Source organism: Leptolyngbya sp. FACHB-8 (assembly GCF_014695575.1).
Classification (GTDB): Bacteria; Cyanobacteriota; Cyanobacteriia; order Elainellales; family Elainellaceae; genus Vacuolonema.
The window spans coordinates 48,220-75,012 of sequence record NZ_JACJOO010000074.1 but is presented as its reverse complement, the minus strand read 5'-3'; the positions used below and the strand labels follow the sequence as shown (position 1 = coordinate 75,012).

The following is a 26,793-nucleotide window of genomic DNA, read 5'->3' as shown; positions in this document are numbered from 1 at the left end:
AGGGCCACCCCAAAAGGGTGGCCCTTATTTTTTGGGCTACTCTTCGGACACTCTGGCTTGGGCTCGCCGCTCTTCCAACCGCATGACCAACTCGGCATGTACCTCGCGGGTGAGCGGGTAGAAGTAAGCCAGCACCAGGCCAATAATCAGGACAATGGCAGGAGCCGGGCCAACCATGAGGCGAATGGCAAACAAGGCCGATTCGGGTTGCACAGGTGGGGCCTCACCTGCAGCAGTTGTGATAAAGCCAGACTTTTCCAATACTTGCCCCACTAAAAACAGGCCTAGAGCCAGAGCCAGCTTTTGCAGCAGCACCATAAAGCTATAGAACACCCCCTCTCGGCGGTGGCCTGTTTGCCATTCATCCAATTCGATCACATCGGGAATCATCGACCAGGGAATTAGGTAGGCTGTGGAAACCCCAAAGCCAGCCATGATGGCCAGACCGTACATCCATCCCACTTGTCCCGGTTGGAGTAGAAAGAGTCCGATTTGTGCCACAATCCACAGCACCATTCCCATGAAATAAACTACTCGTTTGCCGACTCGGCGACTGACGGCACTCCAGACAAAGAGCATCAGTAAGCTGGTGACTTGCACTGCAATTACCACTTTAGTGAAGTCCTGATCGCCCAGACCCATCCAGTTCTTGACGAAGTAGGGAATGACTGTAACCGTGTTCTGTACCGCCAGCCAGGAGCAGAGGTAAATGCCGATCACAAATAGAAAGGCACGATTGCTAAAGGCGATTTTGATTTGTTCGGCAAAGGGAATGGATTCCGGTTGGGGCAGTTCCTGGCGCTCGCGCTCCACCTCCATAACCCGTTTTCGCACACCATAGACACACCAGTAGAGTGGTAATACCGACAGCACTGCTGAGATGCCCCCTATCCACAGGTACTGATTCACGGGGTTATCTTTGACCAGGGCGAAAACGCCTAGAGCGAGTACCAGGGAGAGAATACTGCCACCAATGGAGAAAGTGAATCGAAAACTGCTGAGGCTGGTGCGCTCGTCGTAATCCTGGGTGAGTTCGGCGGTCAGGGTTGTGTAGGGAAGATTAACGACGGTGTAGAAGGTGTTGAAGACGATAGCGATCGCCAGATAGTAGGCAACCAAACTCCATTGATTGACCGTGGGGTCAGCATTAAAGCGCGGCACAAGCCATTGCAAAAAGAAGAAGAGGCCAAAGGGAATGGCTCCCCATAACATCCAGGGAAGGCGACGACCCAGGCGGTTCTGGCTGCGATCGCTCAACCAACCCACCATGGGGTCGTTGACCGCATCCCAAACTTTGCTGATCATCAGTACGCTACCCGCAAGGCCGGGGTTCAATCCCGCTACACTCGTAAAAAAAATGAGCAAAAACACACCCAGCATGTTGGCAGTGATGGCAGGCCCCAAGTCTCCGGCCCCATAGGCTAACTTGGTTGCAAAGCTGAGTTTGTCAGAGGGGCGTTTACTTGCCACCACAGGGTTACCATCCATGCTGTAAAAGGTCAGGTCATCAGTCTAATACCGATTCGGCGTTGCTGATTCCATGATGATGTTCAAGAGTTGTATCATGCTCATCATCTTCACTAAGCTGCATCGTGGTATTCCGGTTTTAGCTGGAAAAAATCGTTGCCTGGTGCCATTATTCCTCTTTCCCTACTGCTGCTCCCATGCCCGATCTGTATGTCTCCTGGCCCGAGTACCACGAAACTATCGAGCAACTTGCCCTGAAAGTTTACGAGTCTCAGTGGCAATTTAATCAAATTGTGTGTCTGGCAAAGGGTGGGTTACGGGTTGGCGATATCCTGGCCCGCCTGTTTGATCAACCCCTTGCAGTACTATCGACTGCTTCCTACGGTGGCCCCAATAATCAGATTCGAGGTTCGGTAACGTTTTCTCAGGATCTCTCTAAAACCACGGCCAACTTGGGTAGCCATGTCTTGCTGGTAGACGACTTGGTAGACTCCGGGCATACCTTGAAGCGGAGTATCAGTTGGTTGCAAACCAAGTACGGGTTTTACGTTGATGAGATTCGTACGGCTGTCCTCTGGTATAAGGACTGCTCCATCATCAAGCCAGACTACTATGTCTCCTACTTGCCCGATGATCCATGGATTCACCAACCTTTCGAGAAATATGAGCAGACAACTCCAGCAGAGTTTTTTGCATCTCTCAAAACTTCGTCTAATTAATCGGAACTAGGGAACGCTTTAAAACCCGCTGACGGGGTTATTTTTTCGTGCGCCTCGCGCACGAAAAAACATTTGGGTAGTGTTTCAAGCATGCTCGAAAAACGTTAGGAGAAAGCGCTATAGGAACTCGCCTAAAAAACCAAAAATGTGATCTTCCCAGCAGGGTTCTGGAAATCGCAACAATAAATTGTGGTGAATATCGGCTTCAATTTCAGGCATAGAGTCAGCTTGGAACCAGTCTTCAAGTGCGGCCCAGTCTCGTTTTCTCAGAGGCGCAAGGGGCGCCGCACCAGAGTAAATGCGGCCTAACCCAAGTTCTAGTAAGAAGGAGGTTGTGTGTTGCGCTGCTGGTGTAGAAGGGGCTGAATGTTCCCGGGTTGAAGGAAGGCGAAACACCTCCTCTGTCTGCTCAGACCAATCCAGGTCAATGGAATTACCGGAAAAATTATTTCCCATGGGGAGAGCACCTATGCCAAAATGCCGGATGAATTATTTCATCCGCACAAAGTTATGAGTGAGCGTGAATGCTTTCCCTGACGGTTATGAAGGAAACAGACTTAACCAGGGCGGCTTGAGTGTATGTATTCACACTAAAGCCTTGTCTCAAAAGACTTTCCTGCCGCTGTAGCTTAAGCATAACACCCGCAACTTTACTTAGCTAGTGAATTCAACTAGTCGCATCCGAGCTTGGAAGTGTTTGAAAAATCAGCCCTTTCAGGGACTTTTGATAGTGTTCTAGGCCCATGGATGGGATGTGGGGAAAGGGGCACGAAGTGCCCCTTTCTCCACATCCACAGGTTGAAACATCACTGGAGCAACGTGCTAATCGAGAGGTCGTCAGAATTACGCTCCCACACATATCGGCTTAGTTCTAACGACCTTCTTTCAGGAGGGTAGAGCTGAGATTGGTTGCGTCATGGATTCCAACGGAGTGGGCACGAGTGGAATCTCAAAAACATGGCTGAAGCTTTGGGCGATCGCCCCTCTCATTTCCTCCAATGTAATTTCTGGCACCCATTGCGCCAGGCTTCCCACAGGGCGATCTGCAATACCACAGGGTACAATCTGCCGAAATCCGCTGAGGTCGGGGCATACGTTCAGGGCAAACCCGTGCATCGTAATCCAGCGGCTTACCTTAATGCCAATCGCGGCCACCTTATGACCTTCAACCCAAACTCCTGTGAGACCGTCAATGCGCTCACCCTGAAGACCATAGGGGGCGATCGCCTGAATCACAACCTCTTCCAGGTTCCGTAGATACCAGTGCAAATCCTGCTGATATCGGCGTAGGTTCAGAATGGGATACCCGACTAACTGCCCAAGCGCATGATAGGTTACCTCCCCACCCCGTTCTGTGCGATGCACCGTTACGCCTTCCGCTTCAGGGTCAAATTTGAGGAAGTCAGTGGTTGAGCCTGTTCCCAGGGTGTAGACCGGGGGATGTTCTAGCAGCAACAGCCAATCTGGAGCGTCAGGGTTTTGTTGCTTGTGGCGAACGAGCGATCGCTGCCATTCCCAGCTTTGCTCATAGGGCACCTGGCCGGCCCATACCAAATTGCAGTTACAATTCATAGAAAATTGAGCCTTTTCTTTTAACACAAACCTCAGAGAAAAAGGGACTGTTAAAAGCGTGAAAACAGAGAATTTAACAATTTCTTTAGGTAAAAGAGATAATAGATTCGCTGATGTTGCTTATCAAGATTAGGATATCGTTTCTTGTCCGTACGTTTCTTAGCATTTATGTGGGGGCACTATATCTAGGATAGCTATAACCGTGCTGTGGGTTTTACCTATTTCCTACCCACATATGTGGAAGACCTATCCGTTTGGCAACCGAGTGATCCCGGCTGTCAAATCAAGAATTATCAAGGGATGCAAAACATTTTTAACGACTTAGTTCTCCACAATACAAGGTGCTAGGGTGAATGTAGATCCACCGTTTATGGAGGAGCTATATGAAGCTTGTTATCCAGGGAAAAAACATCGAAATTACCGACTCAATCCGCGACTACGTCCAACAAAAGATTGAGAAAGCTGTGCAACATTTTCATACATTGACGACGGAAGTGGATGTCCATCTGTCGGTTGCCCGTAACCCTCGGATAAGCCCTAAGCAGACTGCTGAAGTTACGATTTACGCGAACGGAACAGTAGTGCGGGCTGAAGAAAGTAGTGAGAGTCTCTATGCCAGTATTGATCTGGTCGCTGATAAAATCAGCCGACAACTTCGTAAATTTAAGGAAAAACGAAACGCCCGCACCCCACTAAAAACCTCCGAAGCTCTGGATAGTACGCCTGTAACTACAGATGCAGCGGATGTCGAAGAACTGCTCCAGAATCGCACCCCAGAGTTACCTCCTGAGGTGGTTCGCACCAAGTACTTCGCCATGCCTCCAATGACGGTTGCCCAGGCCCTTGAACAGCTAGAACTCGTAGATCATGACTTCTATGCATTCCGTAACATCGAAACTGGGGAAATTAACGTTATCTATGAGCGTAACCACGGTGGCTATGGGGTGATTCAGCCCCGTAATACTAGTAGCTCCAATGGCCACAAGAATGGTGCGGCCAAAGCCTCGCAAAATGGTTCTTCCAGCCATGCTAATACTGGGGTAACTATGCGGTAGCGACATATTGATAGTTGGGGGTGAAAACCTTTAATTATCGATTCTGGCAAAGCCTGTGCTGAGGCGATCGCCAGCGTTTAATTGCAAATTGACCCAAACGGTCATATCTAGAGGCATCCAGGTATGGCCGTTTGTTATGAGCATAGTCACATGGCATCTCTTCAAACCACCTATACCTATGCCTTGTTGCCACCTGACGCGATGCTGGTGCTGCCTGAGGGTATTGCAGGAGCGCTGCAGCGTATTCCTGTTGGTTCCCTGGATGCTTTAGTAGAAGTAGGCCTGGACATTGAGACGTTGCAATCTGACGATGCTCGACTAATGCGGGCAGTGTTGCATCATGACCAGGTGATCCGCGAAGCGTTTGAGCAAACGGATTTATTACCCTTACGCTTTGGTACCTGCTTTCGCTCTCAGACCGACCTGGAGAACCATCTGCAAGATAATGCCGATGCATATCTTGCAAAACTGGCGAAAGTCAAAGGGAAAGCTGAATATACGGTGCGCCTGAAACCTGTTGTAGCTTCTGCCTCCGCGATTCCTGCGGAAGCAGGTGGAAAGGCGTATTTCTTAGCGAAAAAACGCCAGTTTCAAGAACAGTTCGAGCAGCAACAGCAGCGGCAGCAGCAGCGGGATGTGTTGCGGGAGGCGATCGCCCAAATTTATCCCCATCTCTTTACGGCTGAGCCCCGTGATGGGATGGAACGGCTCTACTTCCTGGCAGACTTCAGTCGGGGGAACGGCTTAGCTGAGCCGCCCCAAAGCCCTCAAGGCTATCTGGAGCAATGGCAAGCCCTCTGCCCGCTTTGGGAAGTCATGCTAGATGCTCCGTTGCCTCCCTACCACTTTGTTTAGGAGGTTTCTGCATAAGAATCTACCCAGGATGTTGGTGCTTTGCCCGCGAAGCGGGCAAAGCACCAACATCCTGGGGGTAATTTCATTGTTGGAAATCTCCTTAATTTACAGTGCCTTGTGCTTGAATCAGCCACGGTTGTTTTTGTGAGAGCCGCGCGGCTCTCACAAAAACAACCAGATTGTAAGCGCTTGAAAAGCGCTCTAATAGCGCTCTCGTGGTTCACACATGGATGGTAGCGCTATATAACCAGCAGTTGAACCTCGATGCAATGTAAAGCGTGTGAAGCCCCCTCCATCGAATATCAATCCTCAAAGATTGCCCCCCGGCGGATCAGATCGCGGCGTATCTCGCGGTTAATGCCAGGGTTAGCGCTGAAGTGGGCTCCTTCAACCTTGACGCCATCTAAGTTAGTGTCATTAAAATTTACTCGGTAAAGCAGCGTGCTGGAAAAATCTGCCCCGAATAGATTGGCTCCTTGAAGATTTGCGCGGGTTAGGTTGGCACGGCGGAAGTTGGTGGATGATAAATTGGCCTCTTCTAGGCGAGCACGGCAAAGGGTAGCCCCTGTCAGATCAGCGAACCGTATTTCTGCACAGATGCAATGCGTGTCACTCAAATCTGCCATTTTTAGAACGGACTGATTGAGCTTGGCATTTGTCAGGTCTGCGCCACTGAAGACCGCGTTGGTCAAGTTGCTATCCATTAAGGTGGCGCTGATCAGACGTGCTTGAGCAAAGGCTGCACTGGTGAGATTAGCCTTATTTAAGTTGGCACTACTTAACTCGGCTCTACAAAAACTGGAACGGATGAGGATTGCTCGGGAAAAATCGGCGTTAGCGAGATCTGCGTCATCTAAATTGACACCGACAAGATTTTGGCCTGCATAGCTTTCGAGGGGGCTGAGGCCAGCCAACCGCGTTAATTCTAAAAAATCGTCCGTGTCTGCCAGGACGACCTTCTTAATGAGATCAATTAACTCTAAGGAAGACGGATCTGTGTCGGAACCAAGCTTTTTCTGAATGAGCTCGATCAGTCTCCTTAAAGAAGGTGATTCATCGGACACATCTTAACCTGTATGCTCCAGTCGTACCTTGCGATTGGCTTCCCACGTGTGGATGAGGGCTTGGACAACAGCGCGCTTATTAGGGCTCAAATTCTCAGCTAGGAGTGCTTCGAGATCAGCCGCTTCACTGGGACTGGGGGTAAGGGAACTGAGAGAAGCTCGTTTGACTTCAGGCGTGCTAACCGATTGCCCCCGATGATCCTCAAAGCGCTCTGCATGAAGCATAACAGATAACCAGAACTCTACGAATGGATGTGGAAGATGGTGTCCCTCTGGGTCAGTGACAACAGCGGAGCCCTTAACCGAACTTCTCTAATGCCATGAGCCATCAAGTATTTGATGAACTCATAGCGGCAAAAGCCAGTTTTCTATTGCCAAAGTACTGTGATAATAACCCCTACTACGCGAGCGCGCATGGGGAGATCCACGATGTTCATCTCTTCATTATAATCCCCCCTATTTAGAAGAGATTGCTGACCCATGGGTTGAGATTCACAAATACTTCAATGAAAGGCCGTGGAAATAGGCTTTCCAAGCCTCGAATGGCATTAACACCAGCTCTCGAGAATAACCAGCATTGGAATCTACCGCTGTATTTACGTCAAGACCTCATAACTTGCTGTCAAATCATATCAGTCCTGTCAATTAAACAAACTCAGTTCGGGATAAGCCCAAAAGCTTATTGTTGCGTGCGCTAAGCGCACGCAACAATAAGCTTTTTCGAGTGCCGCGCGTCGCGCGGCACTCGAAAAAGCCCTTAACCCGAACTGAGGTTAAATAAAAGTGAGGCCGCGATTTGCACCTGCCCTAGAGGTGCATCGGCATAACCATTGCCAGCAGGAATCAGGCGGGGAAGTTGGGCCAAGCGTACGATGGATTGCTGGCAAAACTGTTCTGCCGGAATTTCATAGCCGACTTCGTAGCGATTATGGACGATGTAGCGTTGGGCGATCGCCATCTCTTTCAACGACTGCGTCAACCGCTCTGCTTCCGCCAGAATGGGTGATTGTGCCTGCACCACACCAATAAACTCTGTATAGGCTGGATCCTTCAGCTTTTTCTGCGCATCCATCACACGCTTTCGTAGGGTGCGGAGACGGCCCATCAGCTCGACACGGCCCGCAACATCTTGATATTTCAACCAGAGTTTGAAGATCCAGGCGAGCCAGTCTCCCAGAGCGGTCGGCATTTCCAGGAAGCGAAGCAGGTGCCCTGTGGGAGCTGTATCCAGCACAATGAGCTGCTGTTCCCCGCTTTCCAGTAATTCCATGACTGTAATTAAAGCCAGCATCTCATCAATGCCAGGAAGTGCCTGAGAGACAATTTTCTTCCAGGCTTCTGGCCCATAGGCTACTCGCAAGTCATCGCTTCCAGTCTCACCGCTCATCATTTCTGCCAATTCCCAAAGGTAATCTTCGCGGAACTGCTGGAGAATTTTCTCGGCGTCCACTTCCTGGCCACTCAAGTTTGCTGTAATAGCGGTGGCTTCATGTTGCAACAGCGTACCGTAGGCATCACCCAGGGAATGAGCCGGGTCAATGGAGATAATGCGAACGGATTGATCAGGATGACGGGCTGCCAAGCCCCAGGCGATCGCTGCCGATACGGTCGTTTTCCCGACACCCCCCTTGCCCCCGACAATGACCAACCGCCGTCCCGCTGTTACAAAATCCTCAAAGCCCGGGGCATAGATGGGCGGAAGCTGGAAGGAACGTTGTTCCGGTGTAACTTCTCCCACGCTGTCAGGGGCTGTAACCAGTTGAGCCATTAGCCGATCCAACCCTTCGGCTCCGACAGGTTCGTTGTTTTGCTGAGGGATGCAGAAGAGGGGACTGGGAGCGATCGCCCGGAACTTTTCCAATAAATGTTGCTGTTCTACTCGACGGTCTACAGCAGAATCAGCGGGAAGCCAGTGATTGAGAAAGATGCCACCGACGGGAATGTTCAGGGTTAATAGGGCATCCAGGAAGCGGTGAGTTTCGCACCAGCTCATGGGTTCTGGGATAGCGACGATGAGGCAAGCGGTGCGATCGCTATTCTGCAGCAACTCGCGCCCAGTCCGCAGGTCTTCCTGCATCTCGATCAGGAAGTCATCCGCTTCATCTCGCTGATGACGGCCCCCAAAGCTTTCACTGATGACGCGATGCTTTTCCTGGAATAGATCCAGCGCTTTCAAAAACTCATCTAGAAAGTCCATGAGTCCGAACAGGTTAAGGGTGTGGCCGCTGGGGGCCATATCCACCACGACCCGATCCGCTTCTTGATCTCTCAGAATGCGCTGAATCTCCAAAATGCCCATCAATTCATCGAGCCCTGGCCAGCTCAAATCCCACACCGGGCTAAGGTCTTCCCCTTGAACAAAACTACCCCGCTCCACGAGTAGTTCCAAAACCTTGCCGTACCGATTCTTGAAGTCGGCTAGAAGGCGTTGAGCGTCAAGCGCGCGCACCTGTAGGTTGGGCAGATTTGGCATGGGGTGGGGGCTGTCCTCCACCGTCATTTGCAACACATCCCCTAAGGAATGAGCCGGATCGGTGGATAGCAGCAAGACCCGCTCGTTGGGAAATTGCTGTGCCCAGGCACGGGCAAAACCACAGGAGAGGGTCGTTTTTCCGACGCCTCCTTTGCCGCTAAACATTGCCAGGTGTAAGTGATGAAACGGCGTTAGCCCCACGGGGTACTCCAGTGTTATTGGCATCTGAGGTGTTGCTTCTAACCTATTGATTCCAGAGTTGCCATCCGTTTCAGGGGAAAAGTTGCGATGAAACGTAACGTCCATGTTTTTTTAAAGGTAATGGTTTCCTGGTGCGGGGAATACTAGGTCGAAGAAGGGCTTAGGCAATTTTTGAATCGGGGCGCGACTTTTCAATAGATCAGCCTACCGGGCCATTCCTGAAGTGATTGCGCCCCTTTTCAACAGCCACTACCCAACGGTTGTCACCGGACTCACCCATGAGCGACTTATTTAAAGGCTTTGAGCAACTCCTGGAATTGGCAAAACTTCTAGAAGAGAAGGCGGAGAAGGGAGAACTCCAGACTAATGTTCAGATCAACACTCGCCCTCTGAGTAGTATTCCCCGTCAGGGGAATCGACCTACCAATATCGGCACCAGTCGGATTCGCCCCAATGCCCCCGCTAGTACTGCCGATGATCCGGTGATTATTCCCCCACCCCCCAAGGACTCCGGTTCTACAACATCCTCAACATCCTCTGAAGACGACCAGCCGTCTGCGGAACCACCCACTCTCCAGGATGTGGGCGGCTTAGGGCCAATCTTGCAGGAATTGCGTGAGTTAGTGGAGTTGCCCCTAAAACGCCCTGACCTATTGAAAAAACTTGGGTTGGAGCCGACCCGTGGCGTTCTGCTGGTTGGGCCACCCGGAACGGGTAAAACCTTGACCGCTCGTGCTCTGGCCGACGAATTGGGTGTGAATTACATCGCTATCGTTGGCCCTGAGGTGATGGGCAAGTATTATGGCGAGGCTGAAGGAAAGCTACGTGGAGTCTTTGAGAAGGCCTCGAAAGCAGCTCCCTGTCTGGTATTTATTGACGAAATTGACAGCCTTGCCCCTGATCGCAGCAAGGTTGAAGGGGAAGTCGAAAAGCGCCTCGTTGCACAGCTGCTGAGCCTGATGGATGGTTTCGCTGCTACCAATGGTGTTCTGGTGTTGGCGGCTACCAACCGCCCCGATCACCTGGATCCAGCTCTACGTCGTCCGGGTCGTTTTGATCGAGAAGTGCAGTTCCGCGTGCCCGATCGCGATGGTCGTCTGGAGATTCTGCGGATTCAGACACGGGCCATGCCGTTGGATGAAACGGTGGAGTTGGGAGCGATCGCCGACCTCGCCGTCGGGATGGTTGGAGCTGACCTCAAAGCGCTTTGCCAAAAGGCCGCCTACACTGCCCTGCGCCGTCAGGTGCCATCTCTCAGCGGTCCCATTCCCGACGATATGACGGTGAACCAGACGGATTTTCTCCAGGCGATTCGTGAAATCAAGCCCTCGGTGCTGCGATCGATCGAAGTTGAAGCTCCGAAGGTGGAGTGGGATGACATCGGTGGGTTAGAACTGGCGAAGCAGAAGCTTCAGGAGTCGGTTGAAGGGGCGCTGTTGTACCCCGAGTTGTATCAGAGAACAGGGGCAAAGGCACCTCGCGGCATTTTGCTATGGGGGCCTCCGGGAACCGGAAAAACTTTATTGGCCAAGGCGATCGCCACTCAGGCCCGAGCTAACTTTATTGCAGTGAATGGCCCCGAGCTGCTCAGTAAATGGGTCGGCGCTGCCGAACAGGCTGTGCGAGAACTGTTTACAAAGGCGCGTCAGGCATCGCCCTGTGTAGTGTTTGTGGATGAGATTGATACCCTGGCTCCGGCTCGGGGTAAGTTCTCTGGAGATTCAGGGGTGAGCGATCGCGTCGTCGGTCAGCTTCTCACGGAATTGGATGGGCTTCAGGACGCCACGAATGTGCTGCTTGTGGGAGCTACGAACCGCCCTGATGCCCTGGATGCCGCACTACTACGAGCGGGTCGTCTCGACCTACAAATTAAAATTGACTTGCCTGACGAGCCGAGCCGTCTGGCGATTCTGCAAGTCCATAACGAAGATCGCCCCTTGTCCGAAGTGGATCTTGCGGCTCTGGCTGCCCAGACCGACGGTTGGAACGGTGCCGATCTGGCTCTCCTGAGTAACCAGGCTGCCCTGGAAGCCATTCGTCGCTTCCGGGCGGAAGGACAGGAGGACCCCAGCACCCTGCAAATCACCACGGAAGACTTTGCCCACGCGTTTGAGCTATTGGAAGCTCAGAAAAACCGTGCTTAATCCTGACCACTCGCAAATGGTATCCGCCTGAGCGAGCGTTCTTCAGAAGGATTTCAACTGTTAACCTCTGCAATTCAAAAATTCCGATGATTACTTCACCCACGCCCGACCCCGTCAAGCAGCAGGCTCTGGCTGTACTAATGGCGAGTTTTGTTGCTCAGGGCCATCCAGAGCAGTACGCTCAGCACATGGCGATCGCCACCATTTTCCAGGCCGATTTGGAACTGCGAAACGCTCAAATTAACCGTCTGTTGGCCTGGCTCAAAGCCGAGCATAGCGAGTTGTATACCCAAGCTCTCGCACAGGTCGAAGATACCCGTGCCGAATTTGAACGGCGCGTTCAAGCGTAGTCTTAGCGAAAGAACCAAACGATTGAGGGTGGCGCAAAAACGTCACCCTCAATCGTTGTTAATGGAGTTTGTGCCGTTGTATTGCTGCTAAAGCTTACTACGTCTGGCATCAGCGCTGATTCAATTGCAGCCGAATAGCAATATTAATCGCTAGAGCTGGGTTTGGTCGGTGTGCCTGTGTTCCGTACCCGCACGATTTTGCCCAGCAGGTCAAACCAGAAGCTCGAACCCATAGAGATGGCAATTCCAGTAACCAGCCAACCCAGAAGTGACTTGGGTATGGTGAGAAAGCGGTTGCTCTCTGCTGGAAATTGGCGTCTAAGATTGTCAGAATTCCAGCCCAGGGGAAGCGGAATATCACCCAATACATCACCCAAAGCGTCTTTGACACTGCTCAAGTTTTGCTCTAAGGCACGGGCATCAGCTTCTCCAGTAGTGGGTACTTCGGTTGGATTGCCAGGTTCATTGGTTGGGATATCTGGGGTTGTTCCACCCACGGCATCGGGGAAGTTATCTCGTTGAAACTGCTGGCTAATCAATTGATCGGTTGTTTGTGTGAGGGCCGTCCGAATGGCTGTGTCTTGGGATAAGCGTTCCACCATCAGAAACGCGTCAGCATTCGTGGCCATTGCTGTCAAAATGCCCAGAATGATAGCAAACCCTTTAGCATTGCGGCGATAAACTCCCGATGCCCGATCCATCGAGCGGTCAAACCAGGTTTCTATCTCGGCCTGCAATTGGCGAACACCGTCCCGCAGGTTGCTTGCTTTTAATTGGGCTTGCTGGGCCAGTGACAGAATGTTAGAGCGCAATTCTGGAGGAATAAACCGGAGCCGTTGACGCAATTCCTGAACTGTCTCGGCTAATTCCGCTGGCACCTCTACATCATTTCTAACGACGACCTCTAGAAGTTCATAGATCGTGGGTTCTAGTTTCTTCTGAAGGATTGACTGACGTAAAAAGGGCAACCGTGTACGAATGATGGCGTAATTTTGGTCGTTGTGATCCAGGAAGCGCTCTGTATTGTCGAGGAACTGAGAGATTTGGGCGATCGCCTGCTCCAGGGCCAACGACAAAGGAATTCGGTTACCTTTGAAATCTCGAGTAATCTCAATTAGTTGGCGCTTTAAACTTTCAAATTCTATTGCTAGCAGTGAATCATCGCCAGCACTATTGCGAAGGGACTGAAGGAGTCGCTCTAGCATCGTTATCCGTTCGCGGCACAACTGTCTCAAGGTTAGTTCGCTGGCTTGCTGTGCTAGGCCATCGATACCAAGCTTTTGCAGTAATGCTTCTGCAAAGCTTGGAGCAGGGATATAGGACGGCCCGGTTCTGTTTCCCCCGAACGTTTCCTGACGACCCGTCACAGAACGAACTACACTTCCGCTTCCATGTACAACATCCCGGAAGAAGCGAGGAAGAATTCCTTTGGCTTCCTGATTCAAGGCTCGGATTAACGGGCTTCGGTATAGTTCATTCACAAATTCCTGATAAGCCGGATCCTGTTCGCCCTGGCCCAGTATCAGGTTTTCAATGGAGCGCTTAAGATGTTCTGCCCGCCACTGAAGCAGGGTTGCAATCAGTTCTTGGACTTCTGACGCTAACAAACTGAGAGTTAGAAATATAAAGATGAGCCCTAGTGCAATATCAAATACTAAGGGGAGATTCATAGAAGTTTGACTTGCTAGAGAAAACACCCAGAACCGTATCACAGGTACCGTCGGAGGTACAACAGCCCAGAGCCCTCGCACCGGGTGCATCCTACTTTTGTAAGTGGGTTTCCAAATTTGCAAAAGTGGGATGCACCCCTCGCACCTGTTATCTACAGTTAAAGATCTCAGTATGGGACAAAACCTCTAAAACCCAGTTTTTCCATTGTGGCGATGAAGCCCTCACAACGAAAAAACTGGGTTTTAGAGGTAGTTTTATGTTTCGTCCTGTCCTGAGGCTAAAGATGGCTACTTTCAGCGGAGAGTAAGTAACCTGAGTTTGGGTTAAGGGCGTTTTCGAGTGCCGCGCAACGCGCGGTACTTGAAAACGCTCATTTTGGCGTGCGCAAAGCGCACGCCAAAATGAGCATTTCAGCTTATCCCGAACTGAGGTTAAGTAGATGAATACGAGAAAAGGGTTAAGGTAAACCCCTAACCCTTCCTTGTGTCCTATCAAAAATTAAGTAGAGCAATAAATGAGGGTTTGAAACTTGATTAGATCGGTTTTTCTAACAAGCAGCCCGAAAAACCAACCTTCATAAACAAAACTTAAAGCCCAGCATAGGACAGCACTTGAGGCTTAGGCCGAGAGTTATCTGCACTTGTCAAAACTGCCGCTTGAGAATTAGCCAGAATCAGCGTGGAAAGATTTGGCATTTCTTGATGGCAATGGGGGCAGAACCAGTAAATGCGGCCACGTTGAGCATGACGCAGTAGTGGTTCGGAGCAGCAAGGACAAGTATTCATAGTCATCAAATGCCAAATAGGTTAATTAAAATTGTTTGAGGTTCCGGGAACAATCCCTCAGCGTCTGCATCTTAAGGTGAAGACTTCTTAATGTCTGGACCTTTAGATAGCGCTGGATTGAAAGCGGTTGCACGAAGTAGATAGCTACAAAACAGGAAAAAGAACAATTTTTAGCAGATAGTCAGGGAGCTTAAGAGAACAATCAAGAGGGAGATTTTGAAAGAAACAATGCCAAGAAGTAGGGAGCAAATATCTTAGCTTCTCGTTTCTTAGGCAGTTGTCAAAACTGCTTCTACTAACCTCTGAAAGTTATCGTAACTTAATGCTTTCAGGAGTTCTACTGCCGAGGGATTACTTTGGTGTAATTGAACCAGAACTGATAACCGAGTAATCCCTGATTTGCTAATATTAAATCTAATTTAAATAGAAGCAAAAATACAAGAAAACTAAAGAGAAAGTTACAAAGCTCTCCGGTCATTTACATATCCCTCCTTTACCTATTACACCTGTCTTTAGGGAGACTTTTCAGTTAAACCGTATACAAATAGCAGAAGGCATCTATCAATACGTTCAAAAGCCCTGAATTGCAGGTATTTCCATCTTAGATGTGTTTTTCAGCTAGAGCATCAGTCTTTAGAAAATGGTTCAGGTTGTTAATAGATAGTTTTAAGGAATACCATTAGGTTGTATCGAGGTTTAAGGGTTTTAATAAGACCAGGAATTAAGCCTTTGCTTCTATATGGCTGGCATCCCTCTTTAGATAGAAACTGCTTCTTGCAAGACTAATTGTCCGGCTATGCCTTTTGGATGAATTAATTTTGTATCAAAGATGTCATTACTCAAGTGGGTTGCTTTTAAGAAATTGCAAAGGTTAAAGGTTGATATTACTTGTCAGTAATTTGTTCTTGTTGCAAAGCTCAACTTGATCAGGAAAAGAGAACCTGAGGTTAACCTCAGGTTCTCTTTTCCTGATCAAGTTGAGCGAATATGCATATTAAATAACCCGAGTTCGGGTTAAGGGTATTTTTGAGTGCGCAAAGCTCGCGCTAAGGGCACTTCAGCCTATCCTGAACTGAGGTTAAATAATGACTTCATGGATGTCATTTAGAGCGGGCAATGTAGCTTCTGACGTGCGATGGATAGAACTGCGATCGCACCGTATTGCAAAGGGACATGCTTCACAATGCCCATTTCCGTCATCAACCTGGGGAAGGAACTGTCCAGCCCGGTAATCTTCCAGGTATTGCTCTAAGCGGGCCAGTAGGATGCTAAGTTCTTCGGCGATCGCATGATGTTTCTCCGCCGCATAGGGAAATCGCATCATTTGAGGGTTTGAAGCTTCGTCAGGCCCTCCCGGTTGCACAAACCAGTAGGTCATTGTGATTTGTTCGGGTAAGTAAGAACTCGTTTTTGCCAGAACGAAGGGGTACAGCTTGAATTGCCAGTTGCGTTCTAGCTTCTGGGCTGATGGTAGACCCAAGCCTGTTTTCCAGTCCAAAATATCGGCCTGCTCTGGCTCCAGAATCAACAGGTCATAGACAACGGTCATCAGAAAATCTTGAAAGACGATTTGACGGCGATGTTCACTTTGCCGAAATAGCGCATGGTCGCGCCGCATCACATCTGGGGCCGTTGCCAGAAAGCGTTCCATTAGTTCACTGAGGGCCGCATCTTCACCCAGCACCTGGGTAGAGAGCCCCAATTCGTGCTGCTGCATCAATGTGTGGAAGCGGCTACCTCGGGCCATCGCCTCCTGCTGCTCAAAGGTCAGTGGAATACTTAATTGGTCGAGGTAAATATGTTGAAAGAGCCGGGGGCAATAATCCAACGTATTTAAATGCCCTTGAGAAATTTGCATCATGATGCAGCGATGTTAATGATGTTTGATTGTTATAACGTTCCTGGGTGATTCAAGCATGTTTTTGAGCCTGGCCAGGCTGCACTCACTCAAGCTCTCAAAGACATGCCTGCACTAGAGGGTCATCGTTATAACTGGCCCCTTCCTTCACCAGTATTCCCGCACTATCTGGCATACTGAGCAGGATTAACGCTTTTGCATAGACCGACGCACGCTCCATGGCAGAACAGCCCGACTCGTTGTCACCGACTAAACGTGCCTTACTTGCCCTGAAAGAACTGCAAGCTAAGGTTGATGCCCTGGAACAGGCGCGCACCGAACCGATCGCCATCATTGGCTTGGGCTGTCGTTTGCCGGGAGGCGTTGATTCGCCCGACAGTTTTTGGAGTGTTCTGCATCAGTCGCAAGATGCCATTACTGACGTGCCGGGCGATCGCTGGAACCCCGATGACTATGACAGCCCTGATCCAGCGTTACCGGGCTGCCCCCGGCGCGGTGGGTTTGTGCCTCATCTGTGGGATTTTGATGCTCCCTTTTTCCGCATGGCCCCTCGGGAAGCCCTTTCTCTCGACCCACAACAACGGCTACTCCTGGAGGTGAGCTGGGAGGCTCTAGAACATGGAGCGATCGCCCCCGATTCCCTAAATGCTTCCCTGACCGGGGTTTTTGTTGGAATTTGCAGCATTGACTACTGGCAACAACTCCTCAATCAGGCACCGGAGCAGATTGACGCCTATTTGGCCACGGGCAACACCCACAGCGTGGCTGCTGGCCGTCTCTCTTATCTGTTAGGGTTGACAGGGCCTAGTCTGGCCGTGGATACGGCATGCTCTTCTTCCCTGGTATCCGTTCACCTGGCCTGCCAGAGTCTTCGCAATGGGGAATGTAACCTCGCTCTGGCGGGAGGCGTGAACCGTATCCTGTCACCCGAACCCGGAATTAATTTTGCGCGGGCACGGATGCTCTCGCCCGATGGGCGTTGCCGCAGCTTCGATGCCGACGCCAATGGTTTTGTGCGAGCGGAAGGGTGTGGCATGGTGGTGTTGAAGCGGCTGCGGGATGCTGAGCGCGATGGCGATCGCATTCACGCCGTGATTCTCGGCTCAGCGGTCAACCACGACGGGCGCACCAGTGGCCTGACCGTGCCCAATGGCCCTTCTCAGCAAGCCCTGGTGCGGCAGGCGCTTGACAATAGCCGGGTGCAGCCGGAGCAGGTGAGTTATCTGGAGGCCCACGGTACGGGCACAGCACTGGGAGACCCGATTGAGGTGAATGCCTTGGGGGCCGTGTTTGGAGGCGATCGCGCCAGTGGTAAGCCTCTCATCCTGGGCTCTGTCAAGCCAACCATTGGGCATCTGGAAGCAGCCTCCGGGATTGCTGGATTGTTAAAGGTAGTGCTGGCTCTGAAACATCAGCAAATTCCGCCCAACCTGCATTATCAGACGCCGAATCCACATGTACCCTGGGCTGAATTGCCGATTCAGGTGCCTACAACTCCGGTCGCATGGCCGCAGGGGAGCGATCGCCGAATTGCTGGCGTCAGCGCTTTTGGATTCAACGGTACCAATGCCCATGTGGTGCTGGCCGATGCCCCTGACGAAGCGGTGCCCATTGCTGTTGATCAAGATTTGCCCGGATGGAATGTGCTGTGCCTTTCTGCCCGTGATGAAACGGCCTTGCGGCAACTTGCTGAGCGCTACCAGGCTTATATTCAGAAACACCCTGAGCTACGGTTGGGAGATGTGTGTTGGACAGCCGCCGTAGGGCGATCGCACTTCCCCCAACGGCTCGCAATTGTGGCGCAGTCTATGGCAGAGTTGAGCGATCGCATTTCCGCCTATCTGCGCGGCGAATCAGACGCTTTTGTCTATCAAGGGCGTGCTGCAACGTCTGAGTTGACAGAGTGGGAGGCAAAGCCGTCTCTCGAAGCCTGTCACCAACTGGCGGAGCGTTACATCGTGGGATATGGGTTGGAGTGGTCGAAGGTTCATCCGTCCCGTGGGAACCGTCGAATTCCACTGCCGACTTACCCGTTTCAGCGTCAAACCTATCGCATTGTTCCTAAAAGGAATGCTTAGGAGATTTCCAGTAATAAAATTACCTCCGGGATGTGGGTGCTTTCCCTGCGAAGCGGGCAAAGCACCCACATCCCAGATAAATTCTTATGTAGAAATCTCCTTAGTTCGTGCATTTCTTTTACGGCTGAGGCGCCGCGACTATCGCTATACAATTGTCCATAACTTCTATCCGGGCGTTTTCGCGAACAAAGAGACAAAGACTGCCGTCTCTTTCCTGTAAACCTTTCGTCAACGTTTGAACTGTGAAATTGTTTCCCCTTCGTTTTCTTTCGGTTGTGGCGATCGCCCTGATCCTCCCTCTCACCTATCTGTCTGCTAGTCAGGCTCAAACCGGCACATTAGTGGCTCAAACGGCTCAGAATCGAGATTTGCAATCGGGCCGGCCAGTGGTATCAGGAGATGAGGGGCAATTTGTAGGCCAAGTGCTGGTCAATGTTCCAGCAGAAATGGCCTGGCAGGTTCTGACCGACTACGACAACTTTGAGAACTTCCTACCAGGTGTGGCCTCCAGCCAGTTGTTGGCCAGTGAAGGTAACCGCCGGGTATTTGAGCAGGTCAATGAAGTGCGAGTGGCCTTTTTCAATCGCCGGACTCGGGTCCGGCTTGCAACCACTGAGAACTTCCCCCGGGCGATTGACTTTCAACTGGTCGAGGGCGATGTCGAAAGTGTCGCTGGCAGCTGGCAGATTGACCCTGTACCGAACAACCCAAATCAGGTCGTGGTGACCCATCGGGTTAATGTGGATCCAGGGCCAGATAACCGAGGCCTCTTCTTTAATATCTACCGCAATAGCTTGCGGGATACCCTGGGTGCCTTGAAGCAAGAGATGGAACGTAGAGCAGAAGGCTAAGGCAAGTATGGCTAAAATGCAGAATTCAGGGAGCATCGTTGCCGGGGGACACGCCATTATTACGGGGGGCTCGAGCGGTATTGGCTTAGCAACAGCCCATCGTTTGGTGCAGGCAGGTATGAATGTGTCACTGGTGGCCCGTGACCCCGGCAAGTTGGCGATCGCCCAATCCGCCCTCACCCCAAGTTCAACCCAGGTACAGGTGTTTTCAGCGGATGTTAGCGATCGGACCCAGGCAGAAGCGGCGATGGCAGGAGCGATCGCGGCTCTGGGTACCCCTGATCTGCTGATTACCTGTGCTGGCATTGCCCATCCCGGATATTTTCGGGAACTGCCTATCGATATCTTTGAGCAGACCATGGCGATCAATTACTTCGGCACCCTCTATTGCATCCGCGCTGTGCTGCCTGCTATGGAGGTACGGCAGCGCGGTCATCTGGTGCTGGTATCGTCCGGAGCTGGGTTGGTTGGGCTGTATGGCTACACACCCTACAGCCCAACCAAATTTGCGTTGCGGGGGTTGGCGGAAGCCTTGCGGGGAGAAGTGAAACCTTCTGGCATTGGCGTTTCCATCGTCTACCCCCCCGATACCGATACCCCTCAATTGGAGGCTGAAAATCGGACCAAGCCTGAGGAAACTAAGCGTATCACCGCCACCGCCGAAACCTGGAGTGCGGATGGCGTTGCCCAGGAGATTCTGCGTGGGGTAGAGCGGCGGGTCTTCGCCATTACTCCTGGCACGGAAATGAGTGTCCTCAACCGTCTCCACAGCCTTCTGGCCCCAGGGCTGAACTGGTATTTTGACCGGCTAGTGGCTGAGGTCGCTGCTCAATCTGGTCCTCGCTCTCCTCAATAACCATGCGCTCTTTTGCTCTGACTCGCCGTCAGGGATTGCTAATTAGCCTGCTAATTCCCCTGATTTACGGTGCGCTCTCCGCTATCTTCTGGCTGAATCAACCCTATGTGATTCAGGATGACGTACGCCATCACATTGTTTGGATGCAACGTTGGGCTGATCCGGAGTTGTTCCCGAATGACTGGAGTATCAACTATTTCCATTCCGTTGCGCCGCTAGGATTTAAGGCTGTTTATCGTTTTGCGTTTCTTCTTGGCATCGCACCGCTAGCTTTTGCCAAAGTTCTGCCGACCCTGTTAGCTCTTGTCGCATCCTTTTTTATTTATCGCCTCACTCTGCGACTGTTTCCAGTCACCGTAGGCGCGGTGCTGGCGGTGTTATTGTTCAATCAGCAAATTTGGCTCAACGATGACCTGGTGTCCGCCTCACCTCGGGCCTTCGTTTATCCCATCTTTGGTGCTTTTTTAGATTTTCTGGCGGCCGGAGCGGTGTGGCCCTGTATTGGAGCGATCGCTCTCCAGGGTCTGGTTTTTCCCCAACTCGCTATTCTCGCAGTGGCAGTGCTGACGGTGCGTCTGATCAAAGTGTCGAAGCGAACGCTGCAGTTGTCCTCCAACCGGGCAGATTATCGGTTGTGGGCGTTGGGACTGGGGGTCGCGATCGCCGTTCTCATCCCTTTTGCGTTGGATGTAAATGTATCAGAGTATGGCCCGGTGATCACCGCAGACCAAATGCGGTCTATGGCAGAGTATTATCCTGGGGCACGCAATGTTTATTTTGAGCCACTTGCGTTGCGCCTTCTCTTTAAAGGCTCTATTGGGCCTGGGTTGCCTTACTTCCCAACCGTCGTTCTGTTGGGCTTTGCGTTACCCTTCCTTCCTAAATCGCGCTTTCCGCTAACGTCTCGCATTCAACCCCAAAGTCGGCTGCTCTTCGATCTGGTCGTTGCCTCACTCGGCTTATTTGGGCTGGCCCATCTGCTGCTGCTGCGGCTGCACTTCCCAAATCGCTACACGTATCACACCTGGCGCTTTGTGCTGTCCATTGCCGCTGCGATTTTCCTGGTGGTTCTGTTGGAGCGGTTTCTACATGGGTGGAACCATCGCCGTATTGCTCGTTCTATAAGGCACAACGTTCAGGCAGGATTGGTCGCCCTGGGGCTGGCAACGATCCTGTTCGTGCCTCTCTACCCTCCCCTACTGCGGGTTTTTCAAATCTGGATTGTGGGCAAAGCTCCTGTTCTGTACGAGTACCTGGCCCAGCAACCCAAGGATATCCAGGTTGCGTCCCTGGCTCTGGAGGCCAATAACATTCCAGCCTTTGCGGGGCGATCGCTCCTCGTAGGTCGCGAACTGACCCTGCCCCACCACATTCGCTACTATGCCGAAATCCAGAAACGAGCTACGGCTGTGATCCAGGGCCAGTACTCCCCCGACCCGGCTGCTCTGCGGCAGGCGATTGAGACCTATGGCATTGACTACTGGTTGCTGGATGCGAATGCCTTCGACCCCGGTTACTTCCTGCAACCCTCGCAGGATTGGCTCTATCACAGCTCGTTTAATGCTACGGTGGAGGCCGCGATCGCCCAGCTTAAGTCTAAGCAACTGCCTGCGATCGTCCCATACATTCCAACCTGCACGGTTCTGCAAACCCCCGATCTAACGTTGCTCGATGCCCGCTGCCTGCTGGCATCGACCGCTAGCGTTCAGCAAAAAAATCCTTAATTTTAGTATCGCTTCCAAACCCTTAAAAACTGGCAGGATACGAACACTCCACTTTCCTCTACCTCTGCTCCGTTCCATGGCTAAAGTATTTGACAGTATTACCGATGAGCTTCAGGCTTTTATTGCCCAGCAGCCCATGTTTTTTGTGGCCACAGCTCCCCTCAGCGAAACTGGCCACGTTAATATGTCTCCCAAAGGGTTAGATTGCTTGCGTGTCTTGTCACCCAATCAAGTCGCCTACTGCGATCTCACCGGAAGTGGCAATGAAACCTCGGCTCACCTTCAGGAGAATGGGCGCATTACGTTTATGTTTTGTGCTTTTGAGCGGGCTCCGTTGATACTTCGTCTTTATGGCTACGGCAAAACTGTGTTGCCGACCATGCCCGAGTGGCAAACCCTTGCTGCTTGTTTACCCGAAATCCCAGGCACCCGCCAAATCATTGTAGCTACCATCGATCGGGTTCAGACCTCCTGCGGTATGGGTGTGCCGCTCATGACACTGAATGAGCAGCGGGATGACCTGCTACGATGGGCCGACAAAAAGGGCGAACAGGGGTTACTGGACTACTGGAAACAAAAGAATGTCATCAGCATCGACCAGATGCCAACACCGCTGGGGGCTGCCATCTCAGAATAATAATGCTGTGTCTCTTGCGAAGCGAGGGACACAGCATTTTGGATTTTATGGTTAATTGCGTTGAGCTATCTAGTACAACTGTCGGACGGCTTCCTGCATAGTACCCGATTCTTCAATGCACACCGCATAGAGCTGAATAGCATCCAACCCAATTTGTTGTTGAGCGGCAGCGATGTCCATCCCTGGCGAGGCACAGAACTGGCCCACCGTCTGAGTGTACTGTTCAGGTGTTCCTAGCAGGCTGTTGAGGCGGGTTGGGTCTTGCAAATTATCGACTAGGCGTAATACGACCGCATCGGTCAGGACTGCTGCTGACTCTAGCCTATCGCCGGGCTGCAATCCTCCCTGCACAATAGCCGACTGCACAATATTTTGAAGGAGCTGACTACCCTGGTCAGTGTTAACAAACGTGGCCAATACCTGAGGTGTGAGACGAGGGTCAGCATCCATCGCGGTTCGGAGGCCCACCAGGGTACTGGCTGCCATGACATCCGCGACTGTTGAGAGGTAGTTATTGTAGGTCACGCCTTCAACAACACTGCCGTCCTGACAGACCACCCAACCATTAACCGGGGTGGTCTGCAGGTTCACTTTCCCCTGTTCCCAACAAGCAGCCACCGTTGTCTGAATTTGGGGTGAGAACATTGAGCTCAAACGCTGCAGGCTATCTTGCGAAACTGCGGGGCCACCTGCAGGGGCTTGCACGTCCGGTGTGGATGCCGGAACGGCAAGCCCAGAAGGGATAGCTACAGAAACGGGTAAGCCCAAACCTAGCCCTGCAAGAGCCACTGTGAAGAACGAACGCAATCCCATAAATATCTCCAGAGGTAATAAACTAGCCTCGTAGCAGCACCCGCCGCATCTGTTCCATGTTAGCCGGCAAATCCATACGGATGGCCTGCTGGATAAAGACCGAAGGGACAGGAATGGCTGGCGTGGCTTTGACTTGATAGGTGAGCAAGGTGCCGTTCTCGTACTGCTCCAGGTGTAAATCTGCCGAGAAGTCATGGAAGCTGCCCCGCTCCATCCGAAACTGGATGCGGCTGCGCTGACCTTTCAAATATTGTTCAAAAACTTTGAGGTGAATATCTACCTGAGCCTGAAATATGAAGAAGTTTTTTGTGGCTGCCTGGTAGAGGCGCTTCCAACTGCGATCGCTCCGCTCCAACACCACTTCACTACGGGTAATATCAGGAAAAAACTGCACCCAACGGGGGTAATCCGTGAGCTGTTCCCAGGCAGCGGTCAAGTGCATCGGTAGAAACATGCGGGCGGTAACAGCAGCTCCCCAGGCTGTATGGGTCTGGGTATCGACTAAAATTTCTCCCTGGGTGAGCCGGGCTCCTTCGCCGGGGTGTAGCGTGGCGATCGCGCTCGGCTCTTCTGCAGGAACATCAAATCCGTGAGATGCAATTCCACCAACCATGGCCTGTACTCCAAGTATTTCCAACCCTTCCAGCACCCTTATGCCCATCTGCTCACACTATGCACCAGACTTTGCATAGAATGGCTCAAGGTTTGATAAAGAGTTGAAGAAATTGCAATTGTCTACGCCTGTCGCACACCCAACAACTCTCGTGCCACAATAGCCCATGTTAACGTCTCAGTAACATCCGTAACTGTATTGGAGACGGATGTTCTAAGCCGGAAGCCGTACCGTAAAATTGCTGAAGTGGGTCAGCTCAGTACCCGTTTTCAATGTTCGACATCATGTGGAGTGAGGATTGTGGGACGTAATCCCAACCTGGCCATTACTATTTTTCTCTATGTCACCGGCATCCTCCTGGTCATGATGGCTCTGCTGTTGCTGTTTCAGTCCTTCGGTTGGCTGCGCGAAGTTCCCCGTGAAGCGCTCTGGGCGCTGGTTATGCTGGCGATCGGCTCTGGGATTTTGGCCGGTATCCGCAATGCCCGTTGAGTAGGGTTGAGGAGTTTGGGAAACGGTTGATTGTTCGCGCCGATAAGGCACGGCATCAGCTGTATAAATACCCTTTTAGATGGCTGCTTGATTTATGAGACTCGAAACCACCCTATTTCTGGCATCCCTTGGTATTTTGATTGCAGTCTGGGCACTGCGGGGCTTTGGGATACTGACCTTTGTTCCCGGGTTGGTCATCTGGCTGTTGATGTTCACGACGATTGGGTCAGGCATTGTCGACATCGTGCAGCGGACGCGGCGCTGGTAATGATGAATCGCTCGGCTCATTTCATCCCCTCCCCCCTCCGGAGTAGCCTCATCCACTCGGTTCTTCGTATATGCCGCCTGTTCCTGGGGATTTGCTGGGGCGGAATAATCTTATGCGGAATCGTGTCTCCTGCCTGGGCTGCGGATGAGCTATCCCCGTTGCCAGATGTTGCCCAGCCCCTTCCCCCAGCAACCAATCCTCAGGCAGAGGATATTTCTTTTGAGAAGGTCAGTCAGTTTGTCCGGGCTTACTTGCAAGTGCTGGCCCTGCTTGACCGTCGTGAGGGCGACCTGCAAGCCGCCGAAACCGAACTGGAATCGCTCCGGTTACAACAGGAAGTTGAAATAGAAGCCTTTCACTTAATTGAAGCGTCGGGGTTGACTCTCCAGGAGTACTTGCAATTGTTGGGTCTAGCTAATACCGACCCAGAATTTGGTGAGCGAGTTGCAACTCTACTTCAGGAAATTCCTTTGGATTAACACCGGGATTAAATGAGTGCGTTTTAATAGGAAGGGCAGCCCCTTTTAGCCTGTCTTGAAGTGGCTGTCATTGCCTGTTGAGAGGGTAGTTGAAATGTTGATTTTGTGTGTACTAAGCGCGCAAGAAAAATGGTCCTTTTAGGGCTTTCAAACCACCTCTAAAAAACTATTCAATTATTGTGAGTTGAGGGAGCACTGTGGCTGATCCTCAGGTGTTGTGTTTAGGCGAAGTGTTGTTTGATAAGTTGGCAGATCAACCAGGGTTGCCACTGGACCAGGTGAAGTCTTGGACGGATTATCCGGGCGGAGCCCCAGCAAATGTGGCCTGTGCGCTAGTAAAGTTGGGTACCCCTGCTGCTTTTGTTGGCTGCGTTGGTTCCGATCAAACTGGGGATACCTTAGTCGAGCTATTAGAAACCATTGGAGTAGATCTCCGGGGCCTCCAGCGGCATCCAACGGCTCCTACCCGAGCGGTGTTTGTTACCCGTACGGAAGGGGGCGATCGCCACTTCGCTGGCTTTGGCAAATACCCGACATCTGAATTTGCCGATGCCTTCCTCAGTGCTGATACCTTACCTGCCGAGCTCTTTACCCATGCCCAATTTCTCGTCATGGGCACGCTGGAATTGGCCTATCCTGAGACAGCGGAAGCCGTGCGGCGATCGCTCGATCTAGCCGAGCAACACTCCCTGCAGGTCTTAATGGATGTCAACTGGCGGCCTATGTTCTGGGATGCGCCGGATACCGCGCCCGAGATTATTCGCGGCTTGCTGGATCGGGTGCAGTATCTTAAATTGTCAGCGGAGGAAGCAGATTGGCTGTTTGAAAGCCGTAATCCGGGGGCGATCGCGGCCCAACTTCCCCAGGCGAGAGGTGTTTTGATTACCGATGGAGAACGGGGCTGCACCTACTCGATCGCAGGTCATATGGGAGCTGTCCCTGCTTTTCCCGTAGATGTGGAAGATACCACCGGGGCTGGTGATGCATTTTTAGCGGGGTTCCTGCATCAATTGTGTCAGCAGGGGGAAACATTGTTTCAAACCCCGGAACAGACTCGGGAATGTATCACTTATGCCAGTGCAGTAGGAGCCTTGACTACCATGCGGGCAGGAGCAATCGCAGCCCAACCGGACCCGCGGGAAGTCGAAGCCTTCCTATATATGCACTCACTCGAGGAGGTGTGAAGCTGTGATTTCGTGGGCCAACCTACGAAATCATGTGCAGCCGATTGATGAAACCCAAGAGAACCCAGTTTTGAGGGTAAGCTTATGCCTTTTGAGATTGAACGCAAGTTTTTGGTGGTGGGTGACCAGTGGCGAACCTTGGGGGAAGGTGTCCCCTACCGACAAGGGTACTTAACGACCCAACCCGAGCGCACAGTCCGAGTTCGATTGGCGGGGGACCAGGGGTATCTCACCATCAAAGGAGCAACGGACGGCATTTGCAGGCGTGAGTATGAGTATTCCATTCCCCCATCTGAGGCGGAGGAATTGCTGGATCATCTTTGCGATCGCCCTCTCATTGAGAAGGTACGCTACCGAATTCACTGGGGCGATCGTCTCTGGGAGGTGGATGAATTCTTTGGAGAGAATGAAGGGCTAATTATGGCAGAGGTTGAGCTAACCAGCCCTGAGCAAGCCGTTGAAATTCCTGATTGGATCGGCAAAGAAGTTTCAGATGATCTGCGCTATTTCAATGCTTACCTGATGCGGCATCCTTACAAAACTTGGGCCACGCAGTAGAGGGTGTGCGCTAAGGGTACACCCTC

The 26,793-nt window shown here is 51.7% G+C and carries 26 protein-coding genes; 15 read left to right on the top strand and 11 right to left on the bottom strand.

Annotated features, from left to right (window positions below):
- Positions 1–36: 36 nt before the first annotated feature.
- The gene (locus H6F91_RS20420) at positions 37–1,488 is read right to left on the bottom strand and encodes an MFS transporter (protein ID WP_190771620.1); all 1,452 of its coding nucleotides are present in this window, start codon (positions 1,486–1,488) and stop codon (positions 37–39) included.
- Positions 1,489–1,664: 176 nt separating this feature from the next.
- Between H6F91_RS20420 and H6F91_RS20415 the strand changes: the two genes are divergently transcribed.
- A complete protein-coding gene (locus tag H6F91_RS20415; RefSeq protein WP_190771621.1) occupies positions 1,665–2,186 on the top strand; it encodes a phosphoribosyltransferase family protein in 522 nt (173 codons plus the stop codon).
- A 117-nt stretch (positions 2,187–2,303) separates the two neighbouring features.
- Here the strand turns inward: H6F91_RS20415 and H6F91_RS27585 are convergent, their stop codons facing one another.
- Both H6F91_RS27585 and lipB read right to left on the bottom strand, forming a co-directional pair.
- On the bottom strand, positions 2,304–2,642 hold the full coding sequence (locus tag H6F91_RS27585) for a hypothetical protein (RefSeq protein ID WP_199307957.1): 339 nt from the start codon (positions 2,640–2,642) through the stop codon (positions 2,304–2,306).
- 429 nt (positions 2,643–3,071) lie between these two features.
- On the bottom strand, positions 3,072–3,758 hold the full coding sequence (gene lipB, locus H6F91_RS20405) for a lipoyl(octanoyl) transferase LipB (RefSeq protein ID WP_190771622.1): 687 nt from the start codon (positions 3,756–3,758) through the stop codon (positions 3,072–3,074).
- Positions 3,759–4,141: 383 nt separating this feature from the next.
- Between lipB and raiA the strand changes: the two genes are divergently transcribed.
- Positions 4,142–4,813, top strand: coding sequence for a ribosome-associated translation inhibitor RaiA (raiA, locus tag H6F91_RS20400; protein WP_190771623.1), 672 nt, complete (start codon positions 4,142–4,144; stop codon positions 4,811–4,813).
- Positions 4,814–4,963: 150 nt separating this feature from the next.
- Positions 4,964–5,668, top strand: a complete 705-nt coding sequence (locus tag H6F91_RS20395) for a GvpL/GvpF family gas vesicle protein (RefSeq protein WP_190771624.1) — start codon at positions 4,964–4,966, stop codon at positions 5,666–5,668.
- Between the two features lie 302 nt (positions 5,669–5,970).
- Here the strand turns inward: H6F91_RS20395 and H6F91_RS20390 are convergent, their stop codons facing one another.
- From H6F91_RS20390 to H6F91_RS20380, 3 genes are all read right to left on the bottom strand, one after another.
- Positions 5,971–6,732: a pentapeptide repeat-containing protein gene (locus tag H6F91_RS20390; protein ID WP_190771625.1), complete on the bottom strand. Its 762-nt coding sequence runs from the start codon at positions 6,730–6,732 to the stop codon at positions 5,971–5,973.
- A 3-nt stretch (positions 6,733–6,735) separates the two neighbouring features.
- Positions 6,736–6,957, bottom strand: a complete 222-nt coding sequence (locus tag H6F91_RS20385) for a hypothetical protein (protein WP_190771626.1) — start codon at positions 6,955–6,957, stop codon at positions 6,736–6,738.
- 532 nt (positions 6,958–7,489) lie between these two features.
- On the bottom strand, positions 7,490–9,370 hold the full coding sequence (locus H6F91_RS20380; RefSeq protein WP_190771659.1) for an ArsA family ATPase: 1,881 nt from the start codon (positions 9,368–9,370) through the stop codon (positions 7,490–7,492).
- A 314-nt stretch (positions 9,371–9,684) separates the two neighbouring features.
- Here H6F91_RS20380 and H6F91_RS20375 point away from each other — a divergent pair, with 314 nt between their 5' ends.
- Together H6F91_RS20375 and H6F91_RS20370 are read left to right on the top strand one after the other, a co-directional pair.
- Positions 9,685–11,550 (top strand): AAA family ATPase, encoded by a 1,866-nt coding sequence (locus tag H6F91_RS20375; protein WP_190771627.1) that lies wholly within the window; start codon positions 9,685–9,687, stop codon positions 11,548–11,550.
- Between the two features lie 86 nt (positions 11,551–11,636).
- Positions 11,637–11,900 carry a hypothetical protein gene (locus tag H6F91_RS20370; protein ID WP_190771628.1) on the top strand — a complete coding sequence of 88 codons (264 nt, stop codon included), beginning with the start codon at positions 11,637–11,639 and terminating at the stop codon, positions 11,898–11,900.
- A gap of 143 nt (positions 11,901–12,043) precedes the next feature.
- Here the strand turns inward: H6F91_RS20370 and H6F91_RS20365 are convergent, their stop codons facing one another.
- From H6F91_RS20365 to H6F91_RS20355, 3 genes are all read right to left on the bottom strand, one after another.
- Entirely contained in the window at positions 12,044–13,570 is a 1,527-nt protein-coding gene (locus H6F91_RS20365) for a hypothetical protein (protein ID WP_190771629.1), read from the bottom strand.
- 588 nt (positions 13,571–14,158) lie between these two features.
- Positions 14,159–14,356 (bottom strand): hypothetical protein, encoded by a 198-nt coding sequence (locus H6F91_RS20360; protein ID WP_190789447.1) that lies wholly within the window; start codon positions 14,354–14,356, stop codon positions 14,159–14,161.
- Between the two features lie 1,078 nt (positions 14,357–15,434).
- A complete protein-coding gene (locus tag H6F91_RS20355; protein ID WP_190771631.1) occupies positions 15,435–16,217 on the bottom strand; it encodes a PD-(D/E)XK nuclease family protein in 783 nt (260 codons plus the stop codon).
- Between the two features lie 215 nt (positions 16,218–16,432).
- Here H6F91_RS20355 and H6F91_RS20350 point away from each other — a divergent pair, with 215 nt between their 5' ends.
- The 5 genes from H6F91_RS20350 (at position 16,433) to H6F91_RS20330 (ending at position 22,360) form a co-directional block, all read left to right on the top strand.
- Positions 16,433–18,292 carry a polyketide synthase gene (locus H6F91_RS20350; protein ID WP_190771632.1) on the top strand — a complete coding sequence of 620 codons (1,860 nt, stop codon included), beginning with the start codon at positions 16,433–16,435 and terminating at the stop codon, positions 18,290–18,292.
- Between the two features lie 242 nt (positions 18,293–18,534).
- On the top strand, positions 18,535–19,143 hold the full coding sequence (locus H6F91_RS20345) for an SRPBCC family protein (RefSeq protein ID WP_190771633.1): 609 nt from the start codon (positions 18,535–18,537) through the stop codon (positions 19,141–19,143).
- A 7-nt stretch (positions 19,144–19,150) separates the two neighbouring features.
- Entirely contained in the window at positions 19,151–19,999 is an 849-nt protein-coding gene (locus H6F91_RS20340; protein WP_242035893.1) for an SDR family oxidoreductase, read from the top strand.
- Positions 20,000–20,001: 2 nt separating this feature from the next.
- Positions 20,002–21,723, top strand: coding sequence for a hypothetical protein (locus H6F91_RS20335; RefSeq protein WP_190771634.1), 1,722 nt, complete (start codon positions 20,002–20,004; stop codon positions 21,721–21,723).
- Positions 21,724–21,799: 76 nt separating this feature from the next.
- Complete coding sequence (locus tag H6F91_RS20330; RefSeq protein WP_190771635.1) at positions 21,800–22,360, top strand: pyridoxamine 5'-phosphate oxidase family protein; 561 nt, start codon at positions 21,800–21,802, stop codon at positions 22,358–22,360.
- A 69-nt stretch (positions 22,361–22,429) separates the two neighbouring features.
- Here H6F91_RS20330 and H6F91_RS20325 read toward each other — a convergent pair whose 3' ends face one another.
- Positions 22,430–23,173: a hypothetical protein gene (locus tag H6F91_RS20325; protein WP_190771636.1), complete on the bottom strand. Its 744-nt coding sequence runs from the start codon at positions 23,171–23,173 to the stop codon at positions 22,430–22,432.
- Between the two features lie 22 nt (positions 23,174–23,195).
- Complete coding sequence (locus H6F91_RS20320) at positions 23,196–23,786, bottom strand: SRPBCC family protein (RefSeq protein WP_190771637.1); 591 nt, start codon at positions 23,784–23,786, stop codon at positions 23,196–23,198.
- A gap of 300 nt (positions 23,787–24,086) precedes the next feature.
- Between H6F91_RS20320 and H6F91_RS20315 the strand changes: the two genes are divergently transcribed.
- The 5 genes from H6F91_RS20315 (at position 24,087) to H6F91_RS20295 (ending at position 26,767) form a co-directional block, all read left to right on the top strand.
- Positions 24,087–24,278: a hypothetical protein gene (locus H6F91_RS20315; protein ID WP_190771638.1), complete on the top strand. Its 192-nt coding sequence runs from the start codon at positions 24,087–24,089 to the stop codon at positions 24,276–24,278.
- 94 nt (positions 24,279–24,372) lie between these two features.
- Positions 24,373–24,546, top strand: a complete 174-nt coding sequence (locus H6F91_RS20310; RefSeq protein ID WP_190771639.1) for a hypothetical protein — start codon at positions 24,373–24,375, stop codon at positions 24,544–24,546.
- A 122-nt stretch (positions 24,547–24,668) separates the two neighbouring features.
- Positions 24,669–25,025, top strand: a complete 357-nt coding sequence (locus H6F91_RS20305) for a DUF4168 domain-containing protein (RefSeq protein WP_347280064.1) — start codon at positions 24,669–24,671, stop codon at positions 25,023–25,025.
- Positions 25,026–25,222: 197 nt separating this feature from the next.
- Positions 25,223–26,209, top strand: a complete 987-nt coding sequence (locus H6F91_RS20300) for a PfkB family carbohydrate kinase (protein ID WP_190771640.1) — start codon at positions 25,223–25,225, stop codon at positions 26,207–26,209.
- Between the two features lie 84 nt (positions 26,210–26,293).
- Positions 26,294–26,767 carry a CYTH domain-containing protein gene (locus tag H6F91_RS20295; RefSeq protein ID WP_190771641.1) on the top strand — a complete coding sequence of 158 codons (474 nt, stop codon included), beginning with the start codon at positions 26,294–26,296 and terminating at the stop codon, positions 26,765–26,767.
- Positions 26,768–26,793 lie beyond the last annotated feature (26 nt).